The sequence below is a fragment of the Streptomyces sp. AM 4-1-1 genome, from assembly GCF_029167625.1.
GTDB lineage: Bacteria > Actinomycetota > Actinomycetes > Streptomycetales > Streptomycetaceae > Streptomyces.
The window spans coordinates 2,801,456-2,820,660 of record NZ_CP119145.1 but is presented as its reverse complement, the minus strand read 5'-3'; the positions used below and the strand labels follow the sequence as shown (position 1 = coordinate 2,820,660).

Below are 19,205 nucleotides of genomic sequence, written 5' to 3'. Positions count from 1 at the left end.
CGCCGTCCTAGGGGTACCAGCCAGGGTCATCTGGTCCAGACCATTGACTGCCGTCCTGTCGGCTTCTAGCGTGGCCGTTGCCCGAGACCGGTAGCACGGGGGGAATCCGGAAGCGCGGCCGATACCCCTGCGCACCTGTTTGACGAACGTCAGAAATTCCTTTGGCGACCTCGCTGACCAGCGGCCTTTCCGCCCTCGTCGGCACCCAGGGAGTACGGCACATGAGCGGCACGACGAGCGGCACGACCGGTGGTACGACGCACACGCACGGCACGGGGGGCGCGGAGGGTGCGGGGGGCGGGCCGGCGCTCACCCTCGGGCAGGAACGGCTCTGGTTCCTCGACCAGTTGGACCCCGCCGACGCCTCGTACAACATCCCCCTGGTGCTCGGGCTCACCGGCGCGCTCTCGGTCGACGCGCTGCGTGCCGCGTTCGACGGGACCGTCGCACGGCACGAGGCGCTGCGTACCAGGTTCCCCGCCGTGGACGGCCGGCCGGTCGCGGTCGTCGAGCCGCCCGCGTCCGTGCCGCTGGAGGTCGTCGACCTGCGCGAGTGGCCGGAAAGCGCGGTGCGGGCGGAGGCGGACCGGCTGCTCGCCGAGCGCACCAACGCCGGGTTCGACCTCGCCCACGGACCGCTGCTCCGGGTGACCCTGCTGCGTGTCGCGAACGACGAGCACCTGCTGTGCGTGGTGCTCCACCACATCGTCGCCGACGGCTGGTCGCTCAATCTGCTGCGCGACGAGCTCGCCACCCGGTACGCCGCCCACCGGGCGGGCCGCCCCGTCGAGCTGCCCGCGCCACTGCCGTACACCGTGCACGCGGCCCGGGAGCGGGAGTTCGCGCGGGGGCCCGAGGCGGACGCGTCCCTCGCCCACTGGCGGGAACGGCTGGCGGGCGCCCCCGTACTCGACCTGCGGCCGAGCGTCGACGGTTCGGACGGGGACCGGTACGGAACCGAGGGGGCCGGGAGCGCGCGCGGAGCCTTCCACACCCGGCGGCTGGTGGGGGCGGGCGCCGATGTGGACGCACTGGCCAGGGAACGGCGCTGCACACCCTTCATGGTGCTGCTGGCCGCGTACCAGTCGCTGCTGCACCGCTACACCGGACAGGACGACTTCTGCGTGGGCGTGCCCGCCGCCGGGCGGGGCGAGCCCGAACTGGAGGAGCTGATCGGTTACTTCTCCACCACTCTGGTGCTGCGCGCCGAACTCGAAGGCGGTCCGGCGTTCGGTGAACTGCTGAAGCGGGTACGCAGATCGGCCCTGGCGGGATTCAGCCATGACCGGGTGCCGTTCGAGCGGCTGATCGACGAGCTGGGCATCGAGCGCAGGCTCGGCAGCAGCCCGCTGTTCCAGACCCTGCTCACCGTGCACACCCAGGACGAAGGGGCGGGCGGGGAGCGGCAGTTCGCCGATCTGCGGTGCGCCGACGCGGACGGGGGACACGCGGCGAGCAAGTTCGAGCTGATGCTGGACATCCGCCGGGAGGGCGCGGACCTGGTCGCGGTCCTCGGATACCGCACCGATCTCTTCGACGCCCGCTGGGCGGACCGGTTCGCCCGGCACTTCGAGACGCTGCTGCGCGGCGCGCTGGCCGCCCCCGACAGCCCCGTGCCGGAGCTGCCCCTGCTGTCGGACGAGGAACGGGCCGAGCTGCTGGCGCTCGGGACGGGTGACGGTTTCGAGGGAGCCCGCGGACGCAGCTACACCGAAGATGGCGGTGGTGGCAAAGGCGGAGGCGGAGGTGGTGGCGGTGGGTACGGCGTTCGCGGGGCTCTGCCGGGGGAGTTGGCCCGGGTCGCGGAGGTCTTCGGATCGGCGGTCGCGGTGTCCGAGCCCGGCGGCGAGCCGACCCACCGGGAGCTGACCTACCGCGAACTGTGGGACGCGGCCGGGGCGCTCGCCGTGCGGCTGCGGGCGGCGGGGGTGCGGCGCGGCGATGTCGTCGGGGTCGCGCTGCCGCGCGGGGCGTCGGCCGTGACGGCCATGCTCGGCGCCTGGCGCGCGGGCGCCGCCTATCTGCCGCTCGACCTCGAATACCCGGGACCGCGCCTGGAGTTCATGGTCACGGACACGGGGGTACGGGTCGTGGTCGCGGACCTGTCCCCGGGGGGCGAGGCCGGCGGGGAGCGGGGTGAGCCTGCCGGGGAGCTGTCCTGGTTGCCCGGCGGCACGGTCGTGGTCACGCCCCTCGACACCGTGGGCGGGGGCTCCTCGGCCGGGGCGGGGGACGGGCGCCAGGCGTGCGATCCCGACTGGCTCGCCGGGCCCGACGACACGGCGTACATCATCCACACCTCGGGCTCGACCGGCACGCCCAAGGGGGTCGTGGTGCCGCACCGGGCGCTGGCCGCGCGGGTCGAGTGGATGCGCCGTGCGTACGGCATCACGTCCGAGGACCGCGTCCTGCAATTCGCCTCGCTCAGCTTCGACACCCACGCCGAGGAGGTGTTCCCCGCGCTCACGGCCGGGGCCCGGCTGGTGGTCGCGGGCGCGGGCAGCACCCTGCCCGACCAGTTCGCGGCCGGACACGGCGACGGTCTGACGGTTCTCGACCTGCCGACCCCGTACTGGCACCAACTGGTCGACGAACTCGACACCGTGGCCTGGCCACCCGGGTTGCGGCTGCTGATCCTCGGCGCCGACCAGGTGCGCCCCGACGCGGTCGCCACCTGGCGGGAACGCTTCGGCGACAGCGTGCAGATCATCAACTCGTACGGCCCGACCGAGACCACCGTGATCGCCACGGCCGCACGGCTCGGCAAGGCCGACACGGACCGACGCCCGCCCATCGGCGGCCCGTTGAGCCGCACCACCGTGACGGTGTGCGACGCGCACGGACGGCTGCTGCCGCGTGGCGTCGCGGGCGAGTTGCTGGTCGGCGGCGACGGGGTGACGTACGGGTACGGCGGACGCCCCGGAGCCACGGCACGTGCCTTCGTGCCCGACCCGAACGGCCCGCCGGGCGCCCGCCGCTACCGGACCGGTGACCTGGCCCGCTGGCGCGAGGACGGGCAGTTGGAGTTCCTGGGCCGACTGGACGCGCAGATCAAGGTGCGCGGCCACCGGGTGGAGCCCGGCGAGGTGGAGGCGGCGCTGCTGGCCCGGCCGGGGGTCGGACAGGCGGTGGTGGTGGTACGCGACGAGGCGCTGATCGGTTACGTCGTCCCGGCGTCCGGGGCCGGGCCCTCCACGGGACTGTCGCCCGCCGAGCTGCGGGCCGGGCTCGCCGCCACGCTGCCCGGGTACCTCGTGCCGAACTCCCTGGTCGTCCTGGACGCGCTGCCGCTCACCCCGAACGGCAAGCTGGACCGCCACGCGCTGCCCGCCCCCGAGCAGCGGCCCGACCTGGGCGCCGGATACGTGGCCCCGCGCACCGACGCGGAGGACCTGGTGGTCACGGCGTGGGCGGAGGTGCTGGGCCTCGACCGGGTCGGCGCGCTGGACGACTTCTTCGACCTGGGCGGCCACTCGCTGCTCGCCACCCGGGTGATCGCCCGGATCAGGTCGGCGGTCGACCTGGCGGTACCGCTGCGCGCCCTGTTCGTCCACCGCACGGCGGAGGCGTTCGCCGTCGCGGTGGAGGACCTGTTGCTGGCGGAGATCGAGGCCATGTCCGAGGAGGACGCCGAGGAACGTCTCGCGGCCGAGACCGGCCCGGAGAGAAACGGAACGACGGCATGACCGGCACGGACATCGGCACAGCGGGTACGGGCGAGGGCACGGGTACGGATGTGGGTAGGGGCGATGGCATCGGCCCCGGTGCGAGTGCGGGTGCGGGCGTCGGCGCTGTCTCCGGTGCGGACGCGGGTGCCGACGCGGAGGGTGCTGGCGCCGCCTCCCGTACCGGCGCGGCTTCCGGTACGGTTACGGGCGCCGCTCGCCGTACCGGCGCGGTCACCGGCACGGGAACAGCTCCCGGTACGCGTCCGGCAGGGCTCTCCGACGCCAAGCGGGCCCTCCTCGCCCAGCGGTTGCGCGGCCGGGCGCGTCCCCGGCAGGCCGTTCCGCGGCGCCCCGCCGACACCGTGCCGCCGCTGTCGTTCGCCCAGGAACGCCTCTGGTTCATGGAGCAGTTCGCACCCGGCACCGCCGCCTACAACATCCCCGTGGCCCGTCGGCTGCACGGCCCGCTGGACGGTCCCGCGCTCCAGCGGTCCTTGGACGCCGTGCTCGCCCGGCACGAGACGCTGCGCTCCCGCTACCCGGTCACGGACGACGGCAGACCGGTGCTGGAGATCGCCGACCCCGCGCCCTTCCTCCTGCGCACCGCCGAGGCGGAGAGCGAGGAGCAGGCCGCCCGGCTGGTGGACGAGCTGGCCGCGCTGCCGTTCGATCTGGTCAACGGACCGCTGGTCAACGGGCTGCTGGTCCGGCTGGCGGACGACGACCATGTGCTGCTGCTCGTGGTCCACCACAGCGTCAGCGACGGCTGGTCCAGCGAGGTACTGGTCTCCGAGGTGCTGCGCGGATACGCCGCGTACGCCAGGGGCGAGCCCGATCCGCTGCCCGAACTGGCTGTGCAGTACGGCGACTTCGCCCTCTGGCAGCGGGACAGGCTCAGCGGGGACCGGCTGGCCGCCGAGGTCGCGTACTGGGCGGGTGAGCTGGCCGGGGTCCGGCCGCTGGAACTGCCGGGGCCACGGCCCCGGCCGGAGCGGCAGACCTTCGTCGGCGCCGGGTACGGCTTCGACGTGGACCGCCGACTCCTGGACCAACTCACCGAGTTGGGCCGGGAACACGGCGCGACCGTGCACATGGTGATGCTCGCCGCCTTCCAGTTGGTGCTGTCCCGGTTCAGCGGGCAGCGGGACTTCGCCGTCGGCTCACCGGTCGCGGGCCGACCGGAGCCGGAACTCGAAGGTCTCGTCGGGATGTTCGTCAATGTGCTGGCGCTGCGCGCCCGGCTGGACGGCGATCCGACGTTCACCGAGCTGCTGGCCCGTATCCGCGAGACCTGCCTGGAGGCGTACGCCCATCAGGAGCTGCCGTTCGCCCAACTGGTCTCGGAGCTGAACGTCGAGCGGGACGTGTCGCGCTCACCGGTCTTCCAGGCCGTGCTGGCGATCCAGAACTACGCGATGGAGGGCGCCCCGAGCCCCGAGCAGAGCGGTGAACAGGGTCTGACGATCGAGCCGTTCGGGCTGCACGCTGCCGGGACGAGGTTCGATGCCGAGCTGTTCCTGATGGAGTGGCCGGACGGGCTGCGCGGCGCGTTCAACTACAACACCGACCTGTTCGACGAGGCCGACATCGCCCGGATCGCCGATCAGCTCGGGCGGCTGCTGCACGCCGTTGCCGAGCGGCCGGACGTGCCCGTCTCCACGCTGGACACCCTGGACCCCGCCGAGCGGGACCGACTGCTCGTCGAGTGGAACGACACCTCGGTGGAGGTCCCCGCCGACGCCACCCTGCCGGGTCTGATCGCCGCGCAGACCACCCGCACCCCCGACGCGGTCGCCGTCGACTTCGAGGGGACCACCCTCACGTACGCGGAGCTGGACCGCGCGGCCGAGCGGGTCGCCGGACGGCTGCGGGCCGAGGGGGTGGGCCCCGGCGCCCTGGTCGCGGTCAGCGCGGACCGCTCACCGGAGCTGGTCGCCGGGCTGCTCGGCGTGCTCAAGTCCGGTGCCGGATACACCCCGTTGGACCCCGAGTACCCGGCCGAACGGCTGGCCTTCATGCTGTCCGACAGCGCCGCCGGGGTGCTGCTGACCCAGGGGCACCTACCCGTCCCGGCGGGGTGCGAGGCGCGCGTACTGCTGCTGGACGATGCGGTGAGTGCGAAGGGTGCGGAAGGTGCCGATGCCCCCGGTGATCCGACGGGCGCCGGCCCCGGCCCGGCCGCCGACGACATCGCGTACATGATCTACACCTCGGGTTCGACCGGCCGCCCCAAGGGAGTGCCGAACACCCACCGGGCCATCGTCAACCGGCTGTTGTGGATGCAGCGCGCCTACCGGCTCGGACCGGACGACGCCGTGCTCCAGAAGACCCCGACCGGTTTCGACGTCTCGGTCTGGGAGCTGTTCTGGCCCCTGCTGACCGGCGCCCGACTGGTCATGGCGAAGCCCGGCGGGCACAAGGACGCAGCCCATCTGCGGGACACGATCGCCGAACGCGGCGTCACCGTCACGCACTTCGTGCCGTCGATGCTCGACGTGTTCCTCGCCGAGGACGACATCGAACGCTGCTCCGGACTGCGCCGCGTCCTGTGCAGCGGTGAGGAGCTTCCGCCCCACACCGCACGGGAGTTCACCGCCCGGCTGCCGCACTGCGCGCTCGCCAACCTGTACGGGCCCACCGAGGCGGCCGTCGACGTCACCAGCTGGGAGTGCGTCGGGCCGCTGGACACCGTGCCGATCGGCATGCCCGTCGACAACACCCGGCTGTACGTCCTCGACGCCGACCTCAGGCCCGCCCCGGTGGGGACCCCCGGCGAACTCCACATCGGCGGGACGCAGGTCGCGCTCGGCTACCACCGCAGACCCGGACTGACCGCCGCCCGCTTCGTCCCCGACCCGTACGGCCCGCCGGGCTCCCGGCTCTACCGGACCGGCGACCTGGCCCGCCGCCGCGCAGACGGCCGGCTGGAGCACCTGGGGCGGATCGACCAGCAGGTGAAGATGCGCGGCCTGCGCATCGAACCCGGCGAGATCGAGGCCGCGTTGCGGGCCGAACCGTCGATCGCGGCCGCCGCCGTCGTCGTACGCGAGGACAACCCCGGCGACAAGCGGCTCGTGGCCTACCTGGTGACACGGCCGGAAGGGGAGCGGGCGGAGGGGGAACACGCGGGGGAGGACAGGCCCGTGGAGGGGGAGCACGCCGGGCCCGATCCCGCCGAGCTGCGTACCGCACTGCGGCGCACCCTGCCCGACTACATGGTCCCGACGGCCTTCGTCGTCCTGGACGCCCTGCCCCTCACCCCGAACGGCAAGCTCGACCGCCGCGCCCTGCCCGCGCCCCAGGCACGCCGAGCGATCGGCGGCGCCCTCGCCGCGCCCGGCACCGACACCGAGCGGGTGCTCGCGGACATCTGGGCCGAGGTGCTGAAGCTGCCCGAGGTCGGCATCGACGACGACTTCTTCGACCTCGGCGGTCACTCGCTGCTCGCCACCCAGGTCGTGGCCCGCGCCCGCAAGCGGCTGCCCGACGTGGGCGCCCGGCCGGTCAGCGTCATGGACCTCTTCACCTGCCGGACCGTCCGCGCGCTCTCCGCCCTGGCCGACCTGGACGAGTCCGAACGCGGCCCGAGCCGGTTGCTCCACCGCCTCACCCGGCCGGTGCCCGAGAGCGAACGCACCCTGTCCCTGGTCTGCGTGCCGTTCGGCGGCGGCAGCGCGGTCGTCTACCAGCCGCTCGCCGACGAACTGCCCGCCGGCTACGACCTGTGGTCGGTCGCCATCCCCGGCCACGACATCGGCGTCACCGAACGACATCTGCCGTTCGAGGAGTTGGCCGAGAGCATCGCGGCGGAGGTACGGGAGCGGGTCGGCGGGCCCGTCGTCCTGTACGGCCACTGCGGGGTCGGCAGCGCGCTCGCCATCGCGGTGTCCCGGCTCCTCGAAGCCTCGGGGCGGGAGCTGGAGGCCGTGTACATCGGGGCGCAGTTCCCGTTCGCCCGGCCGCGCAGCAAGCTCCTGGGCGCGCTCAGCCGCATCTCCGCGCTCGAACCGCTGCTGGGCGACCGGGTGTACGTCAACTGGCTGCGTTCCATGGGCGCGGAGGTGGGCGAACTCGACGAGACGCAGACCCGGTTCATCATCGGCAACATGCGACGCGACTCCAAGGCGGCCGAGGAGTACTTCACCACCGTGCTCGCCGAGGTGGAGGCGGGCGGGCCCCGGCTGCGGGCACCGGTCGTGTCGGTGATCGGCAACCGCGACCCGGCGACCGACTTCTACGAGGAGCGGTACCTGGAGTGGCGGATGCTCGCCGAGCGGTCCGCGCTGGCGGTGCTCGACGAAGGCGGGCACTTCTTCCTGAAGTACCGGGCCAAGGAACTCTCCGAGATCGTCACCCGCACCCACCCGGCCGTCCTGGCGGGGACCACGGCCACCGATCTGCCCCCGCAGGCGGACGACGGGCCGTGGTGGTTCCACGGGGTGAGCGACGAGGAGCCCCGGGAGGCTGTGGCGGAGGAGGAGGACACGACGGTCGCGGGGGACCCGGCCGGCGGTGACGGTCGTGACGACGGTGGCGGCGGTGACGACGGTGACGGGGGTACGGGCACGGCCACGGCTACGGAGGCGGACAGCGGCAGTGGCGGTGGGAAGCCGGGCCGCCGCCGGTCCGCCGGAGTGACCGGAGCGGCCGCCGGAGTGGGGAGAGGGTCGGCCGCCTCCGGGCCACCGCCCGGCATGGGCCGCTTCCTGGTGGTCGCGTTCGGCCAGTTGCTGTCCATCACGGGCTCGGCGCTCACCGAGTTCGCGCTGCCGGTGTGGATCTACATGGAGACCGGCTCCATGGGCAAGTACGCGCTGTACGCCGTCATCGGGATGCTGCCGGGCATCCTGGTGGGACCACTGGCCGGGGCGATCGTCGACCGGCTCGACCGGCGCCGTGTGATGCTCATCAGCGACCTGGTGGCGGGCGGCACCCAGGCCGCGCTGCTCTCCCTGCTGCTGTCCGGCAACCTCGCCTCGTGGCACATCTACACCCTGCTCGCCGTGCTGTCGGTCGCGCTCACCTTCCAACGGCTGGCGTACGCCTCCTCCGTACCGCAACTCGTACCGAAGCAGTATCTGGGGCACGCCAACGGCATCGTCCAGATGGCCTTCGGCGTATCGCAGTTCGTCGTGCCGCTGGCCGCCGTCGCCCTGATGGCCGCGGTCGGACTGCGCGGCGTCCTCATCCTCGACGTGGCCAGCTACGCCATCGCGATCGGTGTGCTGGCGTTCGTGAAGTTCCCGAAGACCCTGCCGTGGAAGCGGCGCGAGTCCCTGGTGACCGAGATCCGGCACGGCTTCTCCTACTCCTGGCGCAACCGGGGGTTCAGGGCGATGCTGCTCTGGTTCGCGGCGCTGAACATCTTCCTGTCGCCGCTCTTCCTGCTGATCACCCCGCTGGTGCTGTCCTTCGACACGCTCGCCGCCGTGGCCAGGGTCGCCGTCGCCGGAGGCGCGGGCGCCATCATCGGCGGCATCGCGATGGGTTTCTGGGGCGGGCCGAAGCGCCACCGGTTGCGCGGCATGCTCGGCCTGGCCGGTGCGCTGGCGGCGACCAGCGCGCTGGTCGGGGTGCACGCGAATCTGTGGGTGATCGGGGCGGGGGCGTTCGGGATGTCCTGCGCGCTCTCCATGGTCAACGGCGTCTACACGACGATCGTGCAGGTGAAGGTCCCGCAGCGGTTCCACGGCCGGGTGTTCGCGCTGAACACGTTGGTCGCGTGGTCGACCCTGCCGATCGGGCACGGCATCATCGCCCCGGCCGGCTCGGCGCTGTTCGGCCCGATGCTCGACGAGGGCGGGCCACTGGCCTCCACGGTCGGCGCCGTCATCGGGACCGGGCCGGGGCGCGGCATCGGCTTCATGTATCTGCTGTTCGGCGCGGCGATGCTCGTCCTCGTGGTGGTGGGGCTGCGGCTTCCGGTGCTGGCGAAGTTCGACGAGAACGTGCCGGACGCGCTGCCGGACGACCTGGTCGGGATACAGGAGCGCGAGCGCCGGATCGCGGAGGCGGGAGCGGGAGCGGGAGCTGGTTCGGGCTCGGGCTCGGGCTCGGGCTCGGGTACGGGTTCGGGAGCTGGTGCGCGTCCGGGTGTGGGCTCGGGTACGGGTACGGGTACGGGTGTGAAGCCGCTGGTGGCGGTCGGTGCCGGGCCCGGTGCCAGGACCAGGGCCGGGGCCGGGGCCGACCCTGGACCCGGTGGCGCAGTCGACACAGGCGAGGGGGACGGCGCATGACCCCGGCACCGCGCCGCCGCGCCCCGGCCGCGCCTCCCGCCCCGACCTGGCTCCCCGAGCTGCTGGCGCACCGGGCCGCCACCGATCCCGGGCGCACCGCGTTGATCTGCGGTCCGCACATCCTCACCTTCGGGGACTGGCGGGCCCGCTCCGACGCGCTCGCCGCCGGACTGCGTGCCCGGGGCCTGGTCCCGGGCGCACGGGTCGCGCTGCGATACGGAAGTGGTGACTGGGTCGACTACGCGGTGGCGTACTGCGGTGTGCTGCGCGCCGGTTGTGTCGCCGTACCGGTGTCCGACCGGCAGGCTCCGGCGGCACTGGACCATGTGCTCGCGGACAGCGGTGCGGTGGCGTTGCTCCACCGGGCGGGCTCGCCGCCGCCGTCGCGGGGTGGGGCGGAGGGCCCGGGAGCGGGGGAGACGCTGTGGACGGCCATCACGGAGGAGATCGAAGCGGCGGCCGGCGGTACCGGGCTGACGCCCACCACCGGCTCCGGCCCGTCCCACACGCCCGGTTCCGGCCCGGCTCAAGCGGCCGAGTCCGGCCCGTCCCACACGCCCGGTTCCGGCCCGGCTCAAGCGGCCGAGTCCGGCCCGTCCCACACGCCCGGTTCCGGCCTGGCTCAAGTGGCCGAGTCCGGCCTGTCCCACACGCCCGGTTCCGATCCCAGCTTGGCTCCCGCTCCCGCTCCCGCTCCCGCCCCCGCCCCCGTCCTCGCTCTCGCCCCCGTCCTCGCTCCCGACGGGCTCGCGCAGATCCTCTACACCTCGGGCACCACCGGCACCCCGAAGGGCGTCACCGCCACGCACGCGAATCTCGTGCACGGCTGCACCCTCGACGAACGCCGTCGGCCGCTGCGGCACTCCAGTCACTTCCTGCACGCGTTCCCGGTGGGCACCAACGCCGGACAGACCATGCTGATCAACGCCCTCAACGCGTCGGCGACCGCTGTGGTCGCGCACCGGTTCACGCCAGGACGCTTCGCACGGCTCATCGAGGAGTACGGGGTCGGCAGCGTCTTCGTCGTCCCGGCCATGGCCATCGAACTGCTCGGCTCCGAAGCCGCCCGCAGGTATTCCACCGACAGTGTGCGACTGGTCGGTTCGACGGCCGCCGCGCTGCCCCAAGCGGTCGCGGTCGGCCTCTCGCACGCCTTCCCGCAGGCCCAGATCGTCAACTACTACACCTCGACGGAGGCGGCCCCCGCGCAGATCACCCTGCTCTTCGACCCGGAGCGCCCGGAGTCACCCGGGCGTCCGGCCTCGTTGCGCGATCTGCGGATCACGGCGGCGGACGGAAGCCCGCTGCCGCCCGGCGAACCGGGCGAGGTCTGGCTCCGTACCCCCGCCTCCCCCCGCACCTACCTCGGGGACGACCGGGCCGGGGCGGAGGTGTTCCAGGGCCGTTGGGTCCGGATGGGCGACCTCGGGCGGCTCGACGAGGACGGCTATCTGCATCTGCTGGACCGGGAGCGCGATGTGGTCAAGTCCGGTGCGTACAAGGTCTCCACGCTCCAGGTCGAGAACGCCCTCCACGCCCATCCGGCGGTGGCCGACGCGGCGGCGTTCGGCATCCCGCACCCGGTCCTGGGGTCGGTCGTCGCCGCCGTGGTCGTGCCCTGCGGTGAGGTGACCGTACCGGACCTGCGGACGTTCCTCCTCGACCGGCTGGCCACCTACGAACTGCCCGCCCGACTGCTCTTCCGGCCCACCCTGCCGCGCAACGAGGGCGGCAAGATCCTCAAGCGCGAACTGCGCCAGCTCCTGGACGACGAGGCACCACGATGACCACGATCCCCCAAGACACGACGGCTGCCGTCCCGCTCAGCCCCGCCCAGCACGGCATGTGGGTCACCGAACGGGTGCTGCCCGCCGGTTCCGCGCACCATCTCGCCGTGACCGTACGGTTCGACGGGCCCCTGGACGGCGAGGCGGCCGACGCGCTGGCCGCCGCGTGCGCGCGGGTCGTCGCGCGTCACCCGGTGCTGACCGCTCGGGTGGACCCGGACGGCCCCGCGCTCGCCCCGGGCACCGGACCGTCGCCCGTCCTGGCGCGGCTCGCCCCCGTACCGGACCAGGAGCAGGAGGACACCGCGCTGCGGGCGGAGACCGTCCGCCCCTTCGACCTGAGCCGTGGCCCGCTGGTGCGGTTCGCCCTGGTCGGGACCGGACCCGAACGGCATGCGCTGCACGTGGTCGCGCACCACCTGGTGTTCGACGGCATGTCCAAGGACATCCTGGTCTCCGAACTCCGGGACGCGCTCGCGCAAACGCCGGGACACCCCGGGCCGATCGAGCCGGCCGCCGGACGCGGGGAAGAGGACGGGAACACCGCCGTCGAGGCCGCGGCCGCCTTCTGGGCCTCCCGCCCGTACGACCCCGCCCCCGCCGCACCGCCACTGCCCGGCCTCCGCGCCTCGGTGCGGGACACCACCGCCCCCGCCCCGGGCGACGCCGTGCCGTTCACCCTCGACCCCCAGCAGCACGCGCGTCTCTCCGAAACCGCCGAAGCGCTCGGCTTCACCCGCTTCGAACTCCTCCTCGCCGCCTGGCACACGCTGCTCCTGCGGTACGGCGATCCGGCGCCCGTGACGGCCCTTGAGCTGTCCACCCGACGTCCCGAGGACACCGGACGCATCGGTCTGTACGTCAACGAGCTGCCGGTCTTCACGCATCCCCGCGCCGACCGGCCGTTCGCGGAGTTCGCGCGGGAGGTACGGGCCGAGCTGCGCGCGCTGTACGCGCACCGGACCGTACCGCTCGGCCGTGCGGTACGCGGTCTGACCCCGCGTACCGCCGTCACACCCCTCTCGCTCAGCTACCGACGCCGCACCACCCCGGACGAGGGCCCACGGCTCCCGGGCGGCGCGGCGGCGACGGTCGAGTGGATCGCGTTCACGCACACCGCGCGCAACCTCGCACACCTCCAACTGGTCGACGAAACCCACGGATTGACCGGCTCGCTCCAGTACCGTACGGACGCCTTCGCGCCCGGTGCGCCCGACCGGATCGTGGATCACTTCCGTACGCTGCTCGGCGCCGCGCTCGCGGCCCCGGACACCGCCCTGGCCGAACTGCCGCTGCTCGCCGGGGCCGAGCTGGAGCGCGCGCTGGGGGCCGACCGCGTCACTGCGGCCGCCTGCTCACCGGACACCACCGTGGTCGGACTGTTCCTGGCACGGGCCGCCACGACGCCGGGGGCCGTGGCCGTCGTCGGAGTGGACGGCCAGGAGCTGACGTACGGGCGGCTGCGCGCGGACGTGGTCCGGTTCGCGGACCGGCTGACCGCGCTCGGGCTCGGCCCCGGTGATCTGGTCGGCATCGAACTCACCCGCTCGACGGACCAGTTGGTGGCCGTGCTGGGAGTCCTGGCGGCGGGGGCCGCCTATGTGCCGCTCGACCCGGAGTACCCGGCCGAGCGGCTGGCCTTCGTCCGCGCCGACGCGGGCCTCGCCGCTCTCGTCACCCCTCTCGGCACCCACCTGGTCACCCATGAGCCGGCCCCGGACGGGCTGATCGCGCTCGCCCCGGAACCGGTCGGCGGAATCCAGGACGGTACGGACGCCCCGCCGGGCGACGAGCCGGCCGCGCCGCCCGGCCCCGCGCCCGACGATCCCGCGTACGTCATCTACACCTCGGGCTCGACCGGTACGCCCAAGGGAGTCGAGGTGCCGCACAGCGCCCTCGCCAATCTCCTCGCCGCGATGAGCGACAAGCTGGGCACGGGGGCGGCCGACCGATGGCTCGGGCTGACCTCGCTCTCGTTCGACATCTCGACCGTGGAACTGCTGCTGCCGCTCACCACCGGAGCCCGGGTCGTGCTCGTCCCGGAGGCCCATCAGCGTGACGGGGCAGCCCTGTTGAAGCTGATCGACACGCAGGGCGTCACGCATGTGCAGGCCACGCCGAGCAGTTGGCGGCTGATGCTGGGAGCGGGGCTACGGCGACCCGAACTGGTCGCGGTCGCGGGCGGCGAGGCACTGCCCGGTCCGCTGGCCGAGGAACTGGGCGCGGCGACCGGCAGGCTCGTCAATGTGTACGGGCCGACCGAGACCACCGTGTGGTCGACCCTGACGGACCTCGCACCGGGCGCACCGGTCACCATCGGCCGCCCACTGGCCGCCACCCGCGCCCAGGTCCGCGACGCCCACGGGCAGCCGGTCCCGGACGGCATCACGGGCGAGCTGTGCCTGGGCGGCGCGGGGGTGGCGCACGGATACCGGGGACGGCCGGGGCTCACGGCCCGGCGCTTCGTCCCGGACCCGTACGGCCCGCCCGGATCGCGCCTCTACCGTACGGGCGATCTGGTACGCCGACTGCCGGACGGGCGACTGGAGTTCGTGGGACGGCTCGACACCCAGGTGAAGCTGCGCGGACACCGGATCGAACTCGGGGAGATCGAGGCCCGCCTCGGCGAACACCCCGGGGTGTCCCAGGCCGTCGTCGTACTCGACAACGGTCCCGAGGACGCGGACGAGGTCGCGGCCGTGGGCGGGAAGGGCGGTCCGTACGAGGACGGCCCGTACGGGGGCGGCGAGGACCAGGCCCGGCTGATCGCCTACACCGTGCCGTACACCGCCGACGGTCTCGCCACGGGTCCGTCCCCCGACGAACTCCGCGCGCATCTGGCCCGTACCCTGCCCACCGCCATGCTGCCCACCGCCTGGGTGTCACTGAGCGCCTTCCCGCTCACTCCCAACGGCAAGCTGGACCGGGCCGGTCTGCCCGAGCCGCCCCGCGTCCGGGTACCCGCCTCGGATCACCCAACTGCCGCACCACCGCAGCCGTTGGCGTCCGACACTCTGCTCGACGGCCCCACCGCCGTCGTGCGTGACATCTGGCAGCAGGTGCTGCGGCTCGACGACATCGGCCCCGACGAGGACCTGTTCGATCTCGGCGGTCACTCCCTGACGATCACCGCCATCGCCGCACGCATCCGCAAGCGACTGGGCGTCGAGGTACCGCTCGATGTCTTCTTCGACACTCCCACCATCAACGGCGTGGCCGCCGTGGTGACCGAACTCCAGCAGGAGGACCGATGAGCGATCCCACGCAGTACCAGGTGGTCGTCAACGACGAGGAACAGCACGCCCTCTGGTCGGCGAGGACCGAACCGCCCCCGGGCTGGCGGCCGGACGGTTTCACCGGTACGGAGGAGGAGTGCATGGCGCACGTGGACGAGGTGTGGCCCGACATCCGCCCGCTGAGCCTGCGCCGCCGGCTCGCCGAGGAGGCCGGACGATGACCGTGTGGCCGGGACTTGAGGACACCGACGTCCTGCGCAGCCGGGTCGCGGCGCTCATCGCGCGGGTCAGCGACGGCGAGCTGACCGAGACGGAGATCCTCGCGGCGGGCGGTTCGCTGACCGCGCTCGGGGTCACCTCGCTGACGTTCCTGCGGCTGATCGACGCGGTCGAGGAGGAGTTCGGGGTCATGTTCGACCTCGACGGGCCGACGCCGTTCATGGACGACCTCGACGGCCTGGTGAACCACCTGGAGGAGCAGGGGGTGGGCTCGGGTATGGGCTCAGGTACGGGACGGGCTGGTGGCGCGGGAGTGGGTTCGGGAGTGGGCACGGGTCCGGCCGGGGGAACGGGAGTGGGTACGGGTCCCGCCGGGGGCGCCGGTACGGGTCCGGGGGGCGGGGATGGCTGAGGCGGGCCCGGCGACGGCCGCCCGGCTCGCCGTGGGCTTCCACGGCGAACGGTCCGGGCGGGCCCCGCTGACCTGGGGGCAGCGCGCGATCTGGCACGCCGTCCTGCGTACCGCCCCCAACGACCACTACTTCAACATCGGTCGCGTACTGCCCCTGGCCGACCGGGGCCGACCGGCCACGGCCACCGAGGCGGCGCAGGCTCTGGCAGACCTGATGGGTCGTCACGAATCCCTGCGTACGCGCCTTTCGTCGTCCGGAGGCGACCTCGCGCAGGAGCTGTCGGCGAGCGGAACACTCTCCGTGACCGTCGTCGACGCGGCCGGTCCGGAGGCGGCGGAGCGCACCGCCGGTGAACTGCTCGACCGGCTGTCCGCCACCCGCTTCGACTACGCGGGGGAGTGGCCGTTGCGCGCCGCCCTGGTGACCAGCGGCGGCCGGGTCACCCATGCCGTGCTGGTGCTCTGCCATCTGGCCGCCGACGGACACGGCGTCGAAGTGCTCGTACGGGATCTGCGGCTGCTGGTCAGACGCGGCTCCGCCGGTCGCCCGCCCACCACCACGCCCCTGGAGCTGGCCCGCGAACAGCACGGCGAGACCGGGCGGCGGCGGGGGGCGGCGGCGCTGGCGCACTGGGAGTCCGGCTACCGGGCGGCGCCGCCGACGATGTTCCCGCAGCCCGTCGCCGAGCCGAGAAGTCCCCGGTTCTGGACGGGCCGCATCGAGTCCACCGCGCTGAACCGCGCGGTGGGCGCGGTCGCCGCCGCCCACCGGGTCAGCGGGTCCACGGTGCTGCTCGCCGCGTGCGCCGCCCTGGTCGCGGCCGGGGCGGGACACCGGACGGCGGCGGTCATGCCGATCGTAGGCAACCGGACCGCAGCCGCCCACCGGGACCTGGTGTCCACGCTCTCGCAGGACGGCCTGTTCCTGCTCGAACTCGGCCTCGCCGCCCCTGAAGACGGGCCGATGGATATCGCGAGGCTTCCGGGGCGGGAGCAAGTGCCGGGGGTCGCCGGGGAGTCGGCTCTCGGGCAGGAGACCGGAGCACGTATCCCGGGGGAGGCGGACGGCCTCCGGCCGTTCACCGATCTGCTGCCCGGCGCCTACCGCGCGGCCCTGCGCACCTACCGGTCCGCCGGGTACGACCCGGTGGAGTGGGACGCGCTCGGGGCGCGGATGCGGGACGAACGCGGCACCGAGGTGCACCCGTACTGCTGCTTCAACGACATGCGTCTCGTGGAACGCCCCGCGCCCTCGGGGCCCCCGCCCACCCGGGACGAACTGCGCGGGGCGATGCGGTCGACCCGGTTCGGTTTTCCCGCCACCCAGGAGTTGGTGGCGTGCCGCTACTGCCTCCACATCACGGAGGTGGGGCCCGCGCTGGCGGTCGCGCTCACCGCCGACACCGCGTATCTGCCGCCCGACACGATCCGTGCCCATCTGTACGCGATGGAGCGCCTGATCGTGGCGAGCGCGGTGGGGGACGCACCCCGTCTGGCCGACCTGCCGGGCCTGCTGACGGAGGCCCACTTCCCGGATTCGCCGGAGGAGAGGCGGTCCGGCCCGTCCCGGTCGGGAGAGGCCCGGTCATGACGGCCGGGGCGGGCGGGGCCGGGGCGGACAGGTCGGGGGCGGACGGGCCCGTACGAGCCTGGGCCGACCGCACCTCCTGCGTACAGGGCGGACGCCTGGCGTTCCAGCTGACCGGCGTCCGGTCCGGCACGGTGGTCGTCACCGACGCGGTCACCGACGAGGTACGTCTCTCGGCGCCGGTCACCGCGCCCACCTGGACCCTGGACGTCCCGGCCGACTGGCCCAGCTCCCTCTACCGCGCGACCTTCCACGGTCCCGGGGGACCATCACCCTTCACCACCCGCGTCCCCACCACCCCGATCCCGATCCCCACCCCCACCCCCACCCCCACCCCCGAGCCTGAGCACGAGGTCTGGTTCGTGGTGCGGGCCGCGCGTCCCGGCGCCGGTTCCCCGATCCTGGTCTCCGTCCCCTTCGCCACCTGGCGCGCCTACACCCACGCCGGGCAGCCCGGCCGGGGCCTCTACTACACCGAGCAGCCGGACCGGGCCGCCAGGGTCTCCTTCGCGTCACCGGGCGGCGGGCCGCCCCCCGAACGCTGGGAGGAGGGGCTGCTGCGCTGGCTCCCGGGGGCAGGCTACGACGTCGACTTCTGCTCCGGGCTCGACCTGCACGACGGAGACGAACTCCTCAGCCACTACCGGCTGTTGGTGGTCAACGGGCATGACGAGTACTGGTCCTCGGAGATGCGCGACAGCGTCGAGGCGTTCGCGCGGCGCGGCGGCAACCTGGCGTTCTTCGCCGCCAACACCGCCTGGTGGCAGATGCGCCTGGAGGACGACCGGCGCACGATGGTGTGCCACCGGGACGCCGTCACCGACCCGCTGACCGCGACCGATCCGCGCCGGGTGACCGTCGAATGGTCCAGCTCCCCCGTCGACCGCCCCGAGAACACCATGACCGGGGTGAGCTTCCGCCGGGGCGCGGGCGCGTGGGGCGAGGGCATGGCGGTGATGCGGAAGGACGCGTACACGGCACGTTTCACCGGGCACTGGGTGTTCGACGGCACGGGCCTGACGGACGGCGACTCTTTCGCGCGGGGTGCGTTGGGGTACGAGACGGACGCGTGCGCGCTGGAGTGGACCGGGGACGTGCCACGGGCGACCGGCACCGACGGGACACCGGCCTCGTTCGTCGTGCTCGCCACCGCGGATCTACGGCACTGGCGGGCGTACGGGCAGGGAGGCGCCGCCACGATGGGGGTGTTCCGGCTGGGCGCGGGGACCGTGTTCAACGCCGCCACCATCAACTGGGGCAGCGTCCTCGACGACGACCCCGTCGTGGACCGCATCACCCGCAACGTCCTCGACCGGCTGAGCGGGTCCACCCCCGGAGACGCGTGGGAGGTCGCGGGCGAACCCGACGACGTGCGTGCCCTGGCCGTCTGTGAGGGCGTGCTGTTCGGCGTGGACGGTGACGGCGCCCTGTTGTGCCGTGAACCCTCGGGCCAGAACCTCCCCTGGCGTCGGATCGGTCAGGCCCCGGGCGTGCGATGCCTCGCCTCCGCGCGGGAGGCGGCGGGCGCGCTGCCGCTGGAGCTGTACGCGGCCACGGACGACGGCAGGCTGCTGCGCCGCGACCCGGTGGCGGGCCCCGCCGAGTGGCACGAGGTCACCACCGTGCCGCCTGGCACGGCCGCGCTGGCGATCTGCGACGCCGGGGTGTTCGCCGTCACCCCGCACGACGACACCCTGTACCACCTGTCCGCGCTCGCCCCGTCCTCCCCGCCCGCCGCACCCGCCGCGCCTTTCGCGCTGGAACCTGCCTGGCCCTGGCGGGCGTTGGGTGACGCGGGCGGTGCGGTCGCGCTCACCACGATGAACAGCAGGCTGTGGGCGGTGACGGCGGACGGCCGGCTCCGCACCCGGCTCCCGTCGGCCGCGCCCTCCGGCGACGGGGAACCGGCGGGCACCGGCTTCACGGACTGCGCGTCGCCGGGCCCCCCGGGCGGCTGCCAGGCACTGGCCGCCCGCGCGGGCACGCTGTACGCGACGGGGAGCGGCGGCCCCCTGCGGTTGCGGAGGGGGCCGGTCCTGTGAGGGGCGGTCGGTCA

8 protein-coding genes are annotated in these 19,205 nt (G+C 73.7%); all 8 read left to right on the top strand.

Features of this window, described 5'->3' with window-relative positions:
- Positions 1 to 221: 221 nt before the first annotated feature.
- From PZB75_RS11880 to PZB75_RS11845, 8 genes are read left to right on the top strand one after another with little or no spacing between them, the layout of a single operon-like run.
- Complete coding sequence (locus PZB75_RS11880) at positions 222 to 3,686, top strand: amino acid adenylation domain-containing protein (RefSeq protein ID WP_275535276.1); 3,465 nt, start codon at positions 222 to 224, stop codon at positions 3,684 to 3,686.
- Positions 3,683 to 9,907: a non-ribosomal peptide synthetase/MFS transporter gene (locus PZB75_RS11875; RefSeq protein ID WP_275535275.1), complete on the top strand. Its 6,225-nt coding sequence runs from the start codon at positions 3,683 to 3,685 to the stop codon at positions 9,905 to 9,907. The genes PZB75_RS11880 and PZB75_RS11875 overlap by 4 nt, the downstream gene beginning before the upstream one ends.
- On the top strand, positions 9,904 to 11,694 hold the full coding sequence (locus tag PZB75_RS11870) for a class I adenylate-forming enzyme family protein (protein WP_275535274.1): 1,791 nt from the start codon (positions 9,904 to 9,906) through the stop codon (positions 11,692 to 11,694). Before PZB75_RS11875 ends, PZB75_RS11870 begins: the two co-directional genes overlap by 4 nt.
- Positions 11,691 to 14,948: an amino acid adenylation domain-containing protein gene (locus PZB75_RS11865; RefSeq protein WP_275535273.1), complete on the top strand. Its 3,258-nt coding sequence runs from the start codon at positions 11,691 to 11,693 to the stop codon at positions 14,946 to 14,948. The genes PZB75_RS11870 and PZB75_RS11865 overlap by 4 nt, the downstream gene beginning before the upstream one ends.
- Positions 14,945 to 15,151 (top strand): MbtH family NRPS accessory protein, encoded by a 207-nt coding sequence (locus PZB75_RS11860; protein WP_275535272.1) that lies wholly within the window; start codon positions 14,945 to 14,947, stop codon positions 15,149 to 15,151. The genes PZB75_RS11865 and PZB75_RS11860 overlap by 4 nt, the downstream gene beginning before the upstream one ends.
- Positions 15,148 to 15,561, top strand: a complete 414-nt coding sequence (locus PZB75_RS11855; protein WP_275535271.1) for an acyl carrier protein — start codon at positions 15,148 to 15,150, stop codon at positions 15,559 to 15,561. Before PZB75_RS11860 ends, PZB75_RS11855 begins: the two co-directional genes overlap by 4 nt.
- Positions 15,554 to 17,152 carry a condensation domain-containing protein gene (locus PZB75_RS11850; RefSeq protein WP_275535270.1) on the top strand — a complete coding sequence of 533 codons (1,599 nt, stop codon included), beginning with the start codon at positions 15,554 to 15,556 and terminating at the stop codon, positions 17,150 to 17,152. Before PZB75_RS11855 ends, PZB75_RS11850 begins: the two co-directional genes overlap by 8 nt.
- Positions 17,149 to 19,191 carry a N,N-dimethylformamidase beta subunit family domain-containing protein gene (locus PZB75_RS11845; protein WP_275535269.1) on the top strand — a complete coding sequence of 681 codons (2,043 nt, stop codon included), beginning with the start codon at positions 17,149 to 17,151 and terminating at the stop codon, positions 19,189 to 19,191. Before PZB75_RS11850 ends, PZB75_RS11845 begins: the two co-directional genes overlap by 4 nt.
- The last annotated feature ends 14 nt before the right edge of the window (positions 19,192 to 19,205 follow it).

What these genes read in the sequence shown, in the direction of transcription:
- PZB75_RS11880 (WP_275535276.1), top strand. Translation starts at nt 222, where the DNA reads ATGAGCGGCACGACGAGCGGCACGACCGGTGGTACGACGCACACGCAC.
- PZB75_RS11875 (WP_275535275.1), top strand. Translation starts at nt 3,683, where the DNA reads ATGACCGGCACGGACATCGGCACAGCGGGTACGGGCGAGGGCACGGGT.
- PZB75_RS11870 (WP_275535274.1), top strand. Translation starts at nt 9,904, where the DNA reads ATGACCCCGGCACCGCGCCGCCGCGCCCCGGCCGCGCCTCCCGCCCCG.
- PZB75_RS11865 (WP_275535273.1), top strand. Translation starts at nt 11,691, where the DNA reads ATGACCACGATCCCCCAAGACACGACGGCTGCCGTCCCGCTCAGCCCC.
- PZB75_RS11860 (WP_275535272.1), top strand. Translation starts at nt 14,945, where the DNA reads ATGAGCGATCCCACGCAGTACCAGGTGGTCGTCAACGACGAGGAACAG.
- PZB75_RS11855 (WP_275535271.1), top strand. Translation starts at nt 15,148, where the DNA reads ATGACCGTGTGGCCGGGACTTGAGGACACCGACGTCCTGCGCAGCCGG.
- PZB75_RS11850 (WP_275535270.1), top strand. Translation starts at nt 15,554, where the DNA reads ATGGCTGAGGCGGGCCCGGCGACGGCCGCCCGGCTCGCCGTGGGCTTC.
- PZB75_RS11845 (WP_275535269.1), top strand. Translation starts at nt 17,149, where the DNA reads ATGACGGCCGGGGCGGGCGGGGCCGGGGCGGACAGGTCGGGGGCGGAC.